The organism is Nostoc sp. S13 (assembly GCF_029379315.1).
GTDB lineage: Bacteria > Cyanobacteriota > Cyanobacteriia > Cyanobacteriales > Nostocaceae > Nostoc.
On the sequence record NZ_JAQYWQ010000083.1, the window covers coordinates 1 to 15600 of the forward strand.

At 43.6% G+C, this 15600-nt stretch carries 14 protein-coding genes and 1 pseudogene; 4 read left to right on the top strand and 11 right to left on the bottom strand.

From position 1 onward, the window contains the following. Window positions 1-185: 185 nt before the first annotated feature. Complete coding sequence (gene trpE, locus PUQ00_RS22395; protein WP_300421006.1) at window positions 186-1700, bottom strand: anthranilate synthase component I; 1515 nt, start codon at window positions 1698-1700, stop codon at window positions 186-188. A 177-nt stretch (window positions 1701-1877) separates the two neighbouring features. Next, window positions 1878-2300 (bottom strand): photosystem I reaction center subunit II, encoded by a 423-nt coding sequence (locus tag PUQ00_RS22400; protein ID WP_300420947.1) that lies wholly within the window; start codon window positions 2298-2300, stop codon window positions 1878-1880. Between the two features lie 91 nt (window positions 2301-2391). Here PUQ00_RS22400 and PUQ00_RS22405 point away from each other — a divergent pair, with 91 nt between their 5' ends. Next, window positions 2392-2568, top strand: coding sequence for a hypothetical protein (locus PUQ00_RS22405; RefSeq protein WP_300420950.1), 177 nt, complete (start codon window positions 2392-2394; stop codon window positions 2566-2568). Here PUQ00_RS22405 and PUQ00_RS22410 read toward each other — a convergent pair. Further along, window positions 2523-4532 (bottom strand): DICT sensory domain-containing protein, encoded by a 2010-nt coding sequence (locus PUQ00_RS22410; RefSeq protein ID WP_300420952.1) that lies wholly within the window; start codon window positions 4530-4532, stop codon window positions 2523-2525. The two genes, PUQ00_RS22405 and PUQ00_RS22410, sit on opposite strands and share 46 nt — an antisense overlap. 364 nt (window positions 4533-4896) lie before the next feature. Beyond that, entirely contained in the window at window positions 4897-5052 is a 156-nt protein-coding gene (locus PUQ00_RS22415; protein WP_300420954.1) for a hypothetical protein, read from the bottom strand. 516 nt (window positions 5053-5568) lie between these two features. On the opposite strand from PUQ00_RS22415, the gene PUQ00_RS22420 reads away from it, so the two are divergent. After that, window positions 5569-7860 (top strand): amylo-alpha-1,6-glucosidase, encoded by a 2292-nt coding sequence (locus tag PUQ00_RS22420; protein ID WP_300420956.1) that lies wholly within the window; start codon window positions 5569-5571, stop codon window positions 7858-7860. 101 nt (window positions 7861-7961) lie between these two features. On the opposite strand, the gene PUQ00_RS22425 is transcribed toward PUQ00_RS22420, so the two are convergent. The 6 genes from PUQ00_RS22425 to PUQ00_RS22445 all read right to left on the bottom strand — a co-directional run bounded on the left by PUQ00_RS22425 (window position 7962) and on the right by PUQ00_RS22445 (window position 10750). Further along, window positions 7962-8642 (bottom strand): hypothetical protein, encoded by a 681-nt coding sequence (locus PUQ00_RS22425; protein WP_300420958.1) that lies wholly within the window; start codon window positions 8640-8642, stop codon window positions 7962-7964. Then, on the bottom strand, window positions 8642-9055 hold the full coding sequence (locus tag PUQ00_RS22430) for a RusA family crossover junction endodeoxyribonuclease (RefSeq protein ID WP_300420961.1): 414 nt from the start codon (window positions 9053-9055) through the stop codon (window positions 8642-8644). Before PUQ00_RS22430 ends, PUQ00_RS22425 begins: the two co-directional genes overlap by 1 nt. Window positions 9056-9214: 159 nt before the next feature. After that, window positions 9215-9418: a type II toxin-antitoxin system RelE/ParE family toxin gene (locus PUQ00_RS32905; RefSeq protein WP_366145970.1), complete on the bottom strand. Its 204-nt coding sequence runs from the start codon at window positions 9416-9418 to the stop codon at window positions 9215-9217. Then, window positions 9418-9594, bottom strand: a complete 177-nt coding sequence (locus PUQ00_RS22435) for a hypothetical protein (RefSeq protein WP_300420963.1) — start codon at window positions 9592-9594, stop codon at window positions 9418-9420. The genes PUQ00_RS32905 and PUQ00_RS22435 overlap by 1 nt, the downstream gene beginning before the upstream one ends. A 185-nt stretch (window positions 9595-9779) precedes the next feature. Next, entirely contained in the window at window positions 9780-10109 is a 330-nt protein-coding gene (locus PUQ00_RS22440; protein ID WP_300420965.1) for a DUF2973 domain-containing protein, read from the bottom strand. A 323-nt stretch (window positions 10110-10432) separates the two neighbouring features. Further along, window positions 10433-10750, bottom strand: coding sequence for a DUF2605 domain-containing protein (locus PUQ00_RS22445; RefSeq protein ID WP_300420968.1), 318 nt, complete (start codon window positions 10748-10750; stop codon window positions 10433-10435). A gap of 182 nt (window positions 10751-10932) precedes the next feature. On the opposite strand from PUQ00_RS22445, the gene PUQ00_RS22450 reads away from it, so the two are divergent. Together PUQ00_RS22450 and thrS are read left to right on the top strand one after the other, a co-directional pair. Beyond that, complete coding sequence (locus tag PUQ00_RS22450) at window positions 10933-11055, top strand: hypothetical protein (protein WP_300420970.1); 123 nt, start codon at window positions 10933-10935, stop codon at window positions 11053-11055. A 107-nt stretch (window positions 11056-11162) separates the two neighbouring features. Further along, on the top strand, window positions 11163-13022 hold the full coding sequence (gene thrS, locus PUQ00_RS22455; RefSeq protein WP_300420972.1) for a threonine--tRNA ligase: 1860 nt from the start codon (window positions 11163-11165) through the stop codon (window positions 13020-13022). A 638-nt stretch (window positions 13023-13660) separates the two neighbouring features. Here thrS and PUQ00_RS22460 read toward each other — a convergent pair. Further along, a pseudogene (locus PUQ00_RS22460) lies at window positions 13661-15600 on the bottom strand (PBS lyase); the annotation flags it as partial.

Consider the following 15600-nt stretch of genomic DNA (forward strand, 5'->3'; position numbering starts at 1 on the left):
TTCGCGTCTCTACAAGGGTTCTAGATAACGCATATTTAATTTCTGGAGATGTCTACTATACAACAGGCATTGATAACGATATTAGACCTGTCTTTAAACAGTGGTGAGTGCTGAGTTAAAAGTTAGGAGTTAATTTTGAATTTTTAAATCTTTTCCTTGTCTGTCTTTTCTCCCCAGTCGCTAGTTCAACGCAAACAACGAATCGCCTCTAATAGACCTCTAGCTTTATTCAGCGTCTCTTCGTATTCTTTCTCTGGCTCAGAATCAGCCACCAAACCGGCACCAGCTTGTACACTCACTGTCTGATCATGCACAACCATTGTGCGAATTGCGATCGCAGTATTTAATTGTCCTTCAAAATCGTAATATCCATACACACCGGAATAAACACCCCGACGACTAGATTCTAACTCGTGGATAATTTCCATCGCCCTAATCTTGGGTGCGCCGCTTACGGTACCTGCTGGGAAGCAAGCTTTCAATAAATCCCATGCTGTTTTACCAAGTGCTAATTTACCCACAACATTGCTGACAATGTGCATCACATGGGAGTAGCGCTCAACTACCATTAATTCATCAACTTTGACGCTACCATTTTCACAAACCCGCCCCAAATCATTCCGCCCTAAATCAACAAGCATCACATGTTCGGCAATTTCTTTCGGATCTTGAAGTAAATCCTGAGCGAAGGCTGCATCTTCCTGGCTAGTTTTACCCCGTGGACGCGTCCCGGCAATTGGGCGTACCGTTGCTATCACTCCACCATTTGGATCTGTTTCGGCTTTCACCATCACTTCTGGACTGGAACCGATGATTTGCCAATCTTGGAAGTTAAAGTAAGCCATGTAAGGCGAAGGATTAATCTGACGTAGGGAGCGGTAAAGGGCAAATGGGTCGCCTGTGTATGTTGTTGATAGTCGCTGGGAAATTACTACTTGGAAAATATCGCCTGCTTTAATGTGATCTTTCGCCTTTTCGACACTGGCACAAAAATCAGGACGGGTGAAGTTGCTAGTGTATTCCTCTACTCCTCCAGATACGCGACTTTCTGGCGGTTTCCATTCCAATCTGGTTTTTTCTGGAGATAGAGGTAGAGATAGCTTTTCGAGCATTTGGGTGACGCGATCGCCAGCTTGTTGATATGCTGCTTTTAAATCTACTTTCTCATCACGTAAATCAGCATAAGCGATCGCCCAAATTTTCCGCTTTACCTGGTCAAAAATCAATAGATGGTCTACCTGCATCCACAACCCATCAGGGATATTTCGCTCATCTGGTGGATAAATTGGCACGCGCGGCTCAATCCAGCGAATCAATTCATAGCCCCAAAACCCAAACAAACCGCCAATTCCTGGTGGTAGCTGTGGTAACTTGACTGGCTGATAAGATGCTAAACATTCGGCTAAAGCTGTAAAAGGGTCGCCTGCGAAAACGACTTGCGATCCATCGCGGTTTAATTGGGTCGTGCGATCGCCCCTTGCTTCCAAAACCCACACCGGATCACACCCCACTAAACTATAGCGTCCCAGCTTTTCCCCGCCTTCTATCGATTCCAACAAAAAGCTATAGGGCTGACCTGCACAAACTTTATACCAAGCAGATACGGGTGTATCTAAGTCCGCTACCCATTCTTGATATACCGGGACAAAGTTACCTTGTAGAGCTAGCTGAGAAAATTCTGAGAAATCGGGGAATACCATAAATTGCTTAGGGATTGGGGATGGGGCATGGGGCATAGGGCATAGGGGCATGGTGCATTGAAAAGATGCAGAGGGGCAGGGTGCTGCTATTGCAAAGGGGAAAAATCTTCTCCCTTGCAAGAGCTGCTCCCTACTCCCCTGCTTCTTCCCCAGTTCCCAGTCCCCAGTTCCTAGTCCCTATGCGTCGTGCGTAGCTTTAGAACTGAACTTGAGTTCTGATGGACTGGGGTTTTCCCCAATCCTGCGTGGGACATAACGCACTTTTTCACGACCTTCATTCACCTTTTCAGGGAAGACACCATCAGCTGGGTGAATTAAAGTAGTTTCTCCATTGGGTAAAATCCGGTAAATTTTGTAATCTGTAATTTTGAGTTTCCGGAGTTTCTGACCGCCCAAAGCGATGCCATATTCTTTACGAGCTATATACAGTAGGTTTTCACCTTTGCGCATAGTAGCAGCACCACCTGTAGGCAATTCAAAAACTTGCTCTTTCGGGCTAGTCCAAGTGATAGCGTACTTTTCTTCTACTTCTGCTTTTCTGAGCAAGCCACCAGTGCTGCCACCGAATAGCGGGGTTTGTCCAGAGAGTGTTTCTGCCATAAAGTATTCTCTCAATGTTTTTAGGGAATCCTAACACCGCAACCAGGATCATATTGCGATCGCGTCATAGACTGTAACAGTTTTTAGTCATTTGTCCTTTGTCTTTTGTCATTTGTTAAAAACCAATGCCCCATGCCCCATGCCCAATACTTCTCTTCTTAGGCTGCGCCAACGACACCGCTCAGTACAAGTGCCCAATGCCCAATGCCCAATTCCCAATACCTATTTACTCTTGACTTTTGTCCGCTTTTCCTGTTGGCTACTCTGAACAATCGGGATAGTGAAGTGAAACTGACTACCCTGGTCTTTGCCAGTTGACTCTGCCCAAATTTCCCCACCCCAGCCATTAACAATTTGACGGCAAATTGCTAAACCAAGTCCAGTCCCGCCAGTGGTGCGGCGTAGCGCTCCTTCTTCTTGATAGAAGCGGTCAAAAACTACTTTTAAACGATTCGGTTCAATGCCGCGTCCATTGTCAGCCACAGTCACCTCGACCATTTGATGGCTATTGTGAATCGCTTTAATAGTGATTTCTCCTTGGGGTGGCGTAAATTTACAAGCATTGTCCATAAGTTTTGCCAGTACATCTACTAGCCAATCACCGTCAGCTCTTACCAGAGGTAGGTTTTCGGGAATTTGAGTCTTGATTTGAGGCGGCTTTTCCGTTGAGGAACGTGTGCGATTTCGGCTGAGTGCTAAATCTACACACTCTTGGAAGGAGAGGGATTCTGGATGCCATTCCACCCGACCGCTTTCCAAGTTGGAAAGTGTGAGAAAATCTTGTACCAGTTTTCGCATCCGCTCTGAGTCGGAAAGAGCTGTGTTGAGCATGATCTGCTGCAACTCCAAAGGCATATCCGGCTCACTAGCGAGGCTTTCTAGGCACACTTGAATTGTAGATAGGGGGGTACGTAGTTCATGTCCGGTGATGGCTATGAGGTTGCTACGGGTGCGGTCTAGGGCTTCTAGCTGCTGGTTAAGTTCTTCTAGGTTGGCATAAGCTTCCGCTTGGATAAGAGCTGCTCCCACTTGGGTAGCGATCGCTTCGATCAAATCCAATTCCCCAGGTTGGCACTCGTGCGGTGGCATCCGGCAATAGTGCAACTCTACAATGCCCAATAATCGCCCCTGATAGAACACTGGTTCCATCAGCCAAGAACGAATGGCAAACTTTTTGGCAATTAAAGAAAGTCCTGGCGAATTGCTAACACGAGGTTCACTGAGCGTATCGCTCACACAAACACCTTCGCCTTGTTCCACTATGTCCCGAAATAGGGAATTTTTCTCTAACTCCCAGGTTTGCCCACGAACAGATAAAACACCGGGAGTCAAAAACTCGTGTTCAATTATGGCTTGGGTATCTGTGGCTTGGGCGCGATAAATCAAACAGCGACAAGCTTCTAGATGTTGTCCTAATTCTTGTGCCGCCACCTGGAGAACTTCGTGAGGATCGAGCGATCGCCGAATGGCAGTGCTAATGGAGTTGACTAATCGTTCTTTTCGTGCTTGGACAGCAATAGAACGGTAGGCTTTGTGCAATTTGTACTGACTAGCTTGCAAATAAGTTAGTAAGCGCTGCACAAAGGGATCTGTATCGATGTCACAAGCATATTCGTTAACCTGTTCGGCTCCAGAGTGGTTTCGCGGCTCCCCGATGGCAAACCTCTGACGTGCCTCCTCAATTTTACTTGCCAGTTCTGGTCTGTAAACCAAAATCCTGTCTAACAGCAATTCGGCTGCTTTCAGGCTAACTCCCCTTTCCGATGTCCAAATTCCCTCAAATCTTCGCGCTGTGTCAATATCCAGACTAGGGCTTAGTTCCGGTAGTTGCTTATTTTTAGCAATAGAACCAAGGTTTTCCCGGCAAACCAAACAAGTAGCATAATTGTCAGCAATTACAACCAAATGCCACTCTTGACTTAAGCCATCCTTTGGGTCAAAAGCCACTTTTTCGTAGTGTTCCGAACTGTTGGTGAAATCCGTTTCTGGAGCAGATAATACGTATATTTGATTACTTCGCAAGGCAAGTCGCTGGTAGCGATGAGCTTCTTGGCGGTAGAATCGCTCTCGCTGAAAACTAGCAATTACAAGGGGTTGGACTAAAGTCGCAGCCAAAACTTGATCTTCCATCGCGTGGGAGAGCGCCGTTAGTGAAGCCTTAAAATATAGCTGGGGCCGCAAGTAGGATAGGGACTTTAGCAGATCACTCAGCACAGAAGTCGAAATGCTCATGAATTATTGTTAAACGCTCAACCTCGAAAAGATCCACGTCACAGCTGCATTGTACAAATTCCAAGGGACTCTCAAATTAAACAGACAGTTGCAATATGTAAAGAACGCTAAAAAGCACTTTTCGCTAAAGCAGGCGTAACACTTTGTTACCAAGTAGTACCGCAAGGCGGAAGTCAAAAGTCAAAAGAACTGTATTTCAAGCTCTTGTGCCATTTGAAATTGTATGTTTATTTACGCCGTAGTGTACTAGTAGGAATGCGTACAACTTGATTTGTTGATTGACAACCTACTATGCCCAATATACATTCTCGACCAACTTATGCTTTTGCTTGCACAGGTAAAACCTTTCAGAACTAAGTACGGACTAACTAATTATTGTATTATTTAAACTATTACATTCCCTAATAACCACTGTTCCTTGATTGATAGTCCACGCGTTGTCATAGCCCGTCGTAGCGGCGGCTTCCGCCGTTAGCAAAGCGATAGCGAGTTTAGGAGCCTCACTTTTCAAGACAGACATCGCCTACTTTGCCTACCTTGATTTATGCTCACTAAATAAATATTCTTACCCAAAAATCATTAGTGTGACATTCACATAATTTAATCCATAATTAGTGATTAAATTTAATCAATTAATTAATTATCATAAATTTGTCTAATCAAATACCAAAGATATTTAAGACAAAATCGTATAATAGTTGGAAACAAAGGCTCTCTATACCCAACAAAAACTGGAATTTCGGATTTTTGCTGAGTATACTATAATCTTGTCTCTTGAGAAAGTTCAATGACTAATGAACTATCTCAAAATCCTTAGTTATTCAGTCTTAACTTTAGCCTTATAAAATATAAATTTATCTAGATTTGCTTATATGGATTTGAGCGCTGCTATTTTGTCAGCAGTATGTAAAGATTACTTTGGCTCGAATGGCTCAAACGAGTTTTAGGGAGCGTCTTTTTTTCGGAAGTTGTGAGGGTCAGCGACCTCGACTCGAAAGACCATAAAAATACAGACCTGTACACGGAACTTTGGCTAATGACATCGGATACGCTAATGACCCCGGAAAAAATTTTCCTGGATGGAAAAACTTTTATTCCTGCCGAACAATTACCGATCCCGGAGTGGCCTTGTGTTGTGAGTGAAAGACCACAACCAACACTGACGGTTAAAGATGATGATTTATTTTTTGTGACAGATACTATCGGGAATATTTCTGGCTGTTCCCTCAACGATGGCAATCCCAGCATGGGACTGTTTTGTTGTGATACGAGATTTTTGAATCGCTTGGAGTTGCAAATTGAAGGGCGATCGCCTGTACTCTTGAGTAGTACTGCTGAAAAAGGGTTTTCACTCGCAGTTTTGTGTACCAACCCCAAAATTGACGAACGCCTAAGAGCGGAAACTGTGGGAATTCGTCGAGAAATAGTGCTGAATGGAGCATTATTTGAAGAAATAGAGGTATCTAACTACAGCACAACAACTGTCAATTTTGAACTAAGCATCAGCTTTGATGCAGATTTTCTTGATTTATTTGAAGTCCGGGGCTATGACAGAGAAAAACGTGGTCGGCTTTTACGCCTAGTGGAACTGACGGCTGAGGAAGGAACATTTTCCCTCGTCGATGGCGTTGCGGCTGTACCTAAAGAGCCATCCGCCTCTAGGGAAGAATCCTTAACACTCGCCTATCAAGGTCTGGATGGCTCGGTGATGGAATCCCGGATTCTATTTCAACATCGGCAACCAGACTCTTTCAAGGGTTACACTGCGGTTTGGCAGCTAGAGTTGGCTTCTCATGAAACTCAAAAGCTGGGCTACAGAGTGAATATGTTGAGAAACAACCAATCCAGTTCAACTGTGAGCGCTGCCATTACATTAGGACAGGCGAAAGCCGCTGAGTTGATGGAGGAGCAAAACTGGGTACAACAAATTACACGCATTAGTTCAGATAAGAATACCTTCAATCGAGTGATTAAGCGGGCTGAACAAGATATGTATTTGTTGGGCCAATCTTTTGGTAAGCATAAAACTGTTTCCGCCGGAGTGCCCTGGTTTTCGACACTATTTGGGCGGGATTCGCTAGTTACAGCTTCTCAAACCCTGATGTTAAATTCGCAAATCGCCAAAGAAACCCTGATATTACTGGCGACATACCAAGGTAAATTGGACGACGAATGGCGCGAAGAAGAACCGGGTAAGATTTTGCACGAGTTACGTTTGGGAGAAATGGCTCGTTGTCATGAAATTCCCCATACACCTTACTACGGTACAGTTGATGCGACTCCCTTGTGGCTGATGCTCTATGCCGAATATTATGCTTGGACTCACGATCAAGAACTCCTAGAGCAACTTTGGCCGAATGCTATAGCAGCAATGGAATGGATCGATCGCAATAGCCAACAAACCAGCTACCTCAGTTACTTTCGTAAATCGAAACGCGGTCTTGTTAACCAAGGTTGGAAAGATTCTGGTGACTGTATCGTAGACCACAAGGGAGAATTAGCCAACGGCCCAATTGCCCTCTGTGAGGTGCAAGCTTACGTCTATGCGGCAAAAATGCGCCTCGCAGAAATAGCTAGGATGAAGAAGCGGCTTGATTTGGCAGATCGTTGGCAAGAAGAGGCTAGAAGTCTTAAGGTTCGTTTTAATCGAGATTTTTGGGTGGAAAACCAGGATTTCTGCGCTCTGGCTTTAGATGGAGATGGCAAGCCAGTAGACAGTATTACCTCAAATCCTGGTCATTGTCTGCATTTGGGTCTGTTCACCCACGAAAGAGCCTATAGTGTGGCAGAACGCTTACGGGCACCAGATATGTTTAATGGTTGGGGCATTCGTACTCTAAGTAGTTTGTCACCTGCTTACAATCCAATGGGCTATCACACTGGTTCAGTTTGGCCCCATGATAACGCTCTGATTGCAATGGGATTGCGATCGCTCGGTCTGATCGATCAAGCCCTGGAAATATTCCAGGGTTTATTCGACATGACTAATCAGCAGCCCTACCAACGTCCTCCAGAACTTTTCTGCGGCTACGAACGGAACGGTGATAATGCTCCTGTGCAGTATCCAGTTGCCTGCACTCCGCAAGCTTGGGCTACTGGTAGTATTTTCCAACTACTACAAATGATGGTCAACTTGGTGCCTGATGCTCAAAATAACTGCTTGCGAATAATCGACCCTGCTTTGCCAGAATCGATTAATCGCCTGTCATTTCATAATTTGCGAGTCGGCCCCACTATTCTCGATTTGGAATTCGAGCGTTCTGGTACTACGACTGCTTGTCGCGTTGCGAAAAAACGGGGCAATTTGCGGGTAGTTATCGAAGCTTAGAAAGGGAGTAGGGAGTAGGGAATTTTCTACTCCCTATTTTCTGCTAAGTGCGTGCGATCGGCAGGATGACCTTCAGCACCAGGGCTTGTCCTAACGCAGTGTTAGCCTGCTTCATCGCCAGTGTGTAGAGTTCTCAAGAGCTGCTCTGTTAGCTCGATCAATTCATATACAGAATTTTGCGTAATTTGTGTAGTTTTGAAACCATGAGCAATAGAATTACGTAATGGGAGTGAATTCATTAGTAACTGATACTCAGATTTGGAAATTACACCTTCAGTTGCTAATTGCTTCACTAAGTACAGTGGATCAAATCTTTCTAAACTTAGCTTTTCCTTTTGGGCAATAAGTCTCAAAGTTGCTTCTACTAAAGGCCAGGAACATAGGAGAGCTAATTCTGGATGTCGCGTTGTAAGTTGCCTTGCTTCTTGCAAATGTGATTCTATTTCATGTTCTTGAAGAGAAGCCTCTGCTTTGGGAGAATATGTTGTATCTTCCGGGTTGGTCATTACTAATTCAAATCTCCAACCAGGATGTTTTTCTACCGCTTGAGCTAAATTACCTAAATATTGATTAGAAGAAGAGTTAAGTGAGGAGCGTGACTTGACTTCAATAACTACATTTTCTTCTCCCCGACGTACTATCATGTCGGGGCGATAGTGATTAAGGAAGTCAGGTAAGTCTTCTGGATTTGGATGAAAAAAAACTTCGTAACCTTTTTCACGATACTCCTCTGCTAGTTTCAGCAATCGCTCTCTTTCTAAGTTTGCGGTTGGAGTTTCCATCAAATAATTACCTCCTGGTTAGGAGCATTAATTACAACAATATGTAAGAACTCATTGCCACGGGCAAAACCTTCCGCCAATGTCGAGGTCATGTTTTCTATTCTAAAGTTACCTGACAAATTCCTCTTTCTAACTAGGAGATCGCTTACTTGATTATCATCGACGTAGGCTAATCCTTTAATTGCATCTTGAATAGGCTTCACTATATTGTCTATATCTATTTCAACAGAATCATAGAAATAGGTTATCTGGAGCATAACCCACCCAGTAGCTGTTTTTTGTTCCGAAGACCAGTATTTTTCAGCTTCTTGTCGTACTGTCTTTTTCCAATCTTGAAGCCGATTGCCCTTACCGCGCTTACGAGCCTGTTGTGATACTGGTCGCCCATTTACTATGAACTCAAATCTGGTCAATGCACTTCTAAATAATAGATCACTTATTCTATGCTATTAACCTCGAACATAACCAGATAACTCCCGCTACTCAGCTGGATTTAGCTTTTCTCTTACTGCCGTTACTAACTGTTGCTATCTCGCCCAGTAGCTTCGCTGAGTGCTTCACGAATTATCTCATCACTCACACCATGCCGTTTCGATTAACTGGCGAATGTTAGCCTCATCAAATTCAGAAACCTTTTGCTCCTTAAATGGAAATTGGCTGAGTTCTTTCGTTTTCTCTAATAACCTCTGACCAATTTTCCTGGCTGCTTCCGGATTGTCCTGAGCGATGTACCGAATGATGGTTTCTAAATCTCCAAGTGATTCGAGCCAGAGAATTAATTGCTAGTCCATGCATCGATTATCTGATCAACCGGGATGCCTTGACCTTGGTCAATTTGGTCAAACCCTTCCCGTATAGCAGGTGCAATAAACTCAATTTTCTGAATAATTTCTCGTAAGGTTACATCTTGGGGCAAATGTTTCACCAACTCAATAACGGCTTCTTTAGTCACTCATCGCAACTTAAAACTGTGTCAAGTGGACAACACAATATTAATTTACCAGCCTCCCGACGCGATCGCCTCAAATTCAAGGATGGTAATAAATTTCTGCTACGCGAAAAGTTAAGGATGCAAAAACAACAATAATTTACACCCAAACTCCTCTAAAGACGCGATTAATCGCGTCTTTATTTTTTTTATGCTTCCTCAGAATTTTCTCTTTTATTTCCTGGAGATGCTTCGTAAAGTGCATCGAGATGTTGACGCGCATCTTCAACGTTAATCGAACGCATTACCAAAAGTGGCTCTTTAATTAAGTTCCCCGCGCTATCTAATAACTCTGGATGCGGTACAAACTGTTTCTTTGATGAATAATAACCATAGTTGCCTTGATTATTCATTGGCGAGGAATTCGTTGGGTAAGTTCGCTCCCGATCAAAACTGAACATGATTAGGTTACGAATTAAGTTGCCAACAGCTATAAATGCAAGGATTGTAAAAGCCAGAATGTAAAGCAGGTGTAACATTGAATTTTCCTCCAGAGCAGCAATTTTTAAAAGTTTATTTTGTAACGCTTTGCTTCGCAGACACTGTGACTCACAGTTAAGACGAGTATTTGACGCACTTTTTGTGCGCTTACATTCATATGGAGTTATTTGTCAACCGTTATTCCACTTACGGTAGCATAGGATACATTCTTTTACTAATCCAAATAATGTTAAGAACTTCTTAAGAATTTTCTACTATCTCTTTAACGAATGATCTAGCGTCTTGCCTAGAAATAAAGGGGCTTGTCATTAGACATCGCTAAGTAGTGTGCCGAAATTTAGCAGATGCTTCCAGAGGCTGCTTAAACTTCACGCCCTTGACGAAAGCGCATTGCGACATTCCAGCATTCTGTTACTAATTGATGCCAAGGCATTAATGTTGCCATATCAATCCCGACTTGTTTATCAGTGGCATTAAACAGCATCTTCGCCGTATTAAGTTCATCTTGCGCTTGCTTAACCCGCGAGAGCAAGTCAGATTGCTCTTGATCACTCATAAATGATATTTGCTCATTTTCGAGTAAATGGCGCGATCGCCTAAACCAATGCTGAAAATCTTCAAGCAGGGGTTCTAAAACCGTTTTCAGCAATTCAGTCCCTGGTAAATTTGAGTCTGACATAAATGAGAGGCATATTTCCAACTTGCTTACTAATATTAACGTTATTTATGTTTCTTAACATTTTTCTGATCTTTCTCATAATTCCGAAAATGTAAAAATATGTAACAAAGAACACACACTTTATTATATAGTCTTGATATCGGGTTTGTATAGTTCCTTTGGAGAGGGATCTATAGGTATAAATGACACCGAGTTGCAATTCATCAGATAATTTAGCGATGTCTACGACGGGCTACGCCTACGCACCGAATCCTGAAATTGACACTCAAGTAAGCAATCAAAAATTTATCTTTATCCGCGATTAAAAATTAATCCAGTAGTGGGAACATGAAGCCTACAGAGCAAAAATCAAAGTCGTTATAGTTGAATAAGCCTACAGATAGATAAATCACCTTTTGTAATCACTTCGCCAATGGTTCAGCAGCCAATGTCGCTAAAATCATCGAATCAGTCAGAACACTCAGAACAGCCAGAACAAGTTGAAAAAATTTATTTACCGCGTACCAGCGAATCGGAGAACTTAAAAAAGATTCGCCACACTGCTTCCCATGTAATGGCAATGGCAGTACAAAAGCTGTTTCCCAAGGCGCAAGTTACAATCGGCCCTTGGATTGAAAACGGTTTTTACTATGACTTCGACAACCCAGAACCATTTAGCGAAAATGATCTCAAAGCCATCAAGAAAGAGATGGTGAAGATTATCAATCGCAAGTTGGCAGTTATTCGAGAAGAAGTCAGCCGCGAAGAAGCCGAACGCCGGATTCAGGGAATTAACGAACCTTACAAGCTAGAAATCCTGGCAGATATTAAAGAGGAACCAATCACGATTTACCACCTGGGGAATGAATGGTGGGATTTGTGTGCGGGGCCTCATCTGGAAAATACCAGTGAATTAAATCCCAAAGCAATTGAACTAGAAAGCCTTGCTGGCGCTTATTGGCGTGGGGATGAAACTAAAGCCCAATTACAACGCATCTACGCCACCGCCTGGGAAAGCCCAGAACAACTCGCTGAATATAAGCGACGCAAAGAAGAAGCGCTGCGGCGAGATCATCGGAAACTGGGTAAGGAACTGGGATTATTTATATTTTCTGATCTAGTCGGGCCGGGTTTACCTTTGTGGACACCCAAAGGCACTCTGTTACGGAGTACTTTAGAAGACTTCCTCAAGCAAGAACAACTAAAACGGGGTTATTTATCTGTAGTTACACCTCATATTGCCAGAGTAGATTTATTTAAAACCTCTGGACATTGGCAGAAATATAAAGAAGATATGTTCCCCTTAATGGCGGATGATCAAGAAGCTGCTGCACAGGAACAAGGCTTCGTGATGAAGCCGATGAATTGCCCCTTTCACATCCAAATATATAAGAGTGAGTTACGCTCCTATCGGGAACTACCGATGCGATTGGCAGAATTTGGTACTGTTTACCGCTATGAACAATCAGGGGAATTGGGCGGTTTAACGCGGGTGCGCGGTTTTACTGTGGATGATTCTCACCTGTTCGTTACCCCAGAACAGCTAGATAGCGAATTCCTCAGTGTGGTGGATTTGATTTTGTCGGTGTTCAATAGTCTGCAACTGAAGAACTTTAAAGCTAGGCTCAGTTTCCGCGATCCTGCTAGTGATAAGTACATCGGTTCTGATGAAGTTTGGGACAAAGCTGAAGGTGCAATTCGCCGTGCAGTTGAAACCTTGGGGATGGAACACTTTGAAGGTATTGGAGAAGCGGCTTTTTATGGGCCAAAACTTGACTTTATCTTTAGTGATGCCCTAGATCGGGAGTGGCAATTAGGAACTGTGCAGGTAGATTATAATTTGCCAGAACGCTTTGATTTGGAGTACGTCGCCGAAGATGGTGTTCGTAAACGCCCTGTGATGATTCACCGTGCGCCTTTTGGTTCACTGGAACGGCTAATTGGGATCTTAATTGAAGAATATGCGGGCGATTTCCCTTTATGGTTAGCGCCAGTGCAAGCTAGATTACTGCCAGTCGGTGATATACAGGTAGACTTTGCTAAAGATGTGGTGACGAAAATGAGAGCGTTGGGCATCCGTGCAGAAGTTGATACCAGTGGCGATCGCTTGGGTAAACAGATTCGCAATGCAGAGAAAGAAAAAATACCCGTGATGGCGGTGGTGGGAGCGAAAGAAGTGGAAACCAACACCTTGAGCATCCGTACCCGCGCCTCTGGGGAATTGGGAGTTATACCTGTAGATGAGGTAGTGGAAAAGATGAAGGATGCGATCGCTAAATTCGAGAACTTTTAAAATCTAATCGCAGACGCACACTAATCACAATTGGTGTGCGTTTTGTTTAGTAGGGTACTGAGCCTAGCTGGTAGGTTTTGGCAAAGGTGCGATGTCGAGCTTCTCTACCAGACGCTATGCGAACGCTTACGTAACGTATTTAATATCAAAGGCTCATTAATGGAGTTCAAAGGCTCATTAACGGAGTTCAAAGACTCATTAACGGAGTTCAAAGGCTCATTAACGGAGTTCAAAGGCTCATTAATGGAGTTCAAAGGCTCATTAACGGAGTTCAAAGGCTCATTAACGAAGTTCAAAGGCTCATTAATGGAGTTCAAAGACTCATTAATGGAGTTCAAAGACTCATTAACGAAGTTCAAAGACTCATTAACGAAGTTCAAAGGCTCATTGTAGTTAAATCAACGTGAGTTCGACGGGTCACACGAATCAAAAGACCTCTCCCTGGTTTTACTACGCAAAACCTGTCCCTCTCCGACTCGGAGAGGGACAGACTTGAACTTTAGTTCAAGATAGGGAGAGGTTCGTCGAACTCACGTTTAATTAAATCAAGAATTTACCCTTAGCCTAGAAGTCTCTTTCTTAATTACGAATTACGTTAGCGTGGCGGGGCGTAGCTCATTAGCAATTATAAATTCATCTCACGACCTTGGCCGCAACAATTGCATGAAGATATCACTCACAGTATGGTCTTTGGTATCGGCGGCGTATTGAACTAATTTTTCTTTCAGTTCTTTGGCAGTATCTAAAGGCAGTAAATTTACTAGCAAAAAGTATACACCACGAAAACGGGGGTCGCCCATGTGGTCAATCAGCCGATTTTTAGCTTCATCCTTCTCGCCCAGAAAGTTCTGCACCAAAAAGAATTTCATAATCTTATCGTGGCGGAAATAGCATTCTCTCTTGGCTGCACCTTCTTCGTTTTGCCACTGACGGCTGACGACCATTTTATATTTCTCATCTTCTAAAGACTGTACTACCTGGTAAAATTCATCTCCAGGTAGCGCCTGCTCATCGTTTAGTCGCATTTGATAGACAGCATCCGAGAATTTTTTTAAGGGAAATTCCTGGTTCCACTCTTGAAGGTATTCGGCTGCCATCAAATTATATTGCTGTTGTTGCAGGTGAAACAAATCGGGGTATTCACCTTGGGAGATCATTAACGCCACAACAGTTAAATCCATTGGGTTAGAGAGAACCCTTTGGTTAGGAGTTAACTCCTCTGCTGATTGCTGCTTGCTGAGGGCTGTTGCTAGATAGCTAGTGCAGGCTTGCTCGTAATTATTACCCTGAACTTTGGCATCTTTGGGCAGTCGTGGCTGACGGGAAATCAAAAATTGCTGAATTTGGGCTTGCTCAAGGGGCTGGGTAGTCATGATGATGTTACCCCGGAAGTAGCTTTCGACAAACTGCGAGATTTTTGCCCTGGTGTCGGCTGTGACTTCGTTAAGTCCGTCAATGCAGATATCTAACGCACCACTGTAAATTAAATTCTTGAGAAAATCAGCATCTTGTGCTTGCCCGTGCAGTTTGGCTTGAATTGCTTCAATTACCCCTTTGTCACACTTACGAGCGGGTAAATAAACTACAATGCGCGGTGAGGTTTTCACGAGATGGCGGAGAAACATCGACTTACCCAAACCAGAATCACCTTCTAAGACTATTTGCCCTGCGATGCTGGGTAGCACCTGGGTAATTGCTTGGGGTTCTTCGGCACTGGGAACTTTCACTTTAGATTCTCGAAAGTATGTTTGGGGGTTAAAATTATCTAACCCGGCATCGGCTAGTAGGGATGGCTTGAAGGGTTCAAATAACTTGCGGCGGAAAAAGGGAATCCAGGCGAGGAGAAAGCCGACGTAGCCCACGCCTAAGATGCGCCTTACCCAAGGATTCCAGAAGAAGATGGCTTGAACTTGGGGAAATTTGGGATAAGCAAAGATGAGGAGAAGCCAAAAGGTAGCGTGAATCAAAATCATCATTCTGGCGTTAAAAAACCACTGCCAACCCTTGAGGTTAACTATTACTGATTGCAGTGAATCAGCTTCGTTGTAGCCGGCGTTTTTGAGGTTTTTGTAGTGGGTTTCTAAAATAACAATATCTTGCGGTTCCCAATGGACTTTTCTGGCAACTACAGCAATTTGCTTTGCTAAATCTTCGCGTAATCGTGCCAAACCTTGGCTAGGTTCCCAGACTTGGGCAAATATTTTGAGAGTTTTATCACCGCGATCGTGGCCTAATTGATCAGGAATCGTTTTAGTGTCAGGAAAACCCAGCCATGTAAGCAGTGTTTTGACTTCATCAGTGCCGCGACCTAGAAAATATGTCAAAAATCGCCACTGTGCAAATTCTGATTGACCATCGTAATAGATGCTATCCAGAATTACAACAATATTATTCAGGTCAAATTGTTCTATTTTTCCCAATGCCTCTGCTGCATCGGAACGAACATAGTATTCAAGGGTTTTATCCTTGAGAATGTCAGCGATGTCTTTGACGTAGGGTTTGGCAGCCTCCCCCAGATTTCCCAATGCCGATGCTGCACCTCTACGAACATCTGAGTCAACAGTTTTATCCTTGAGGA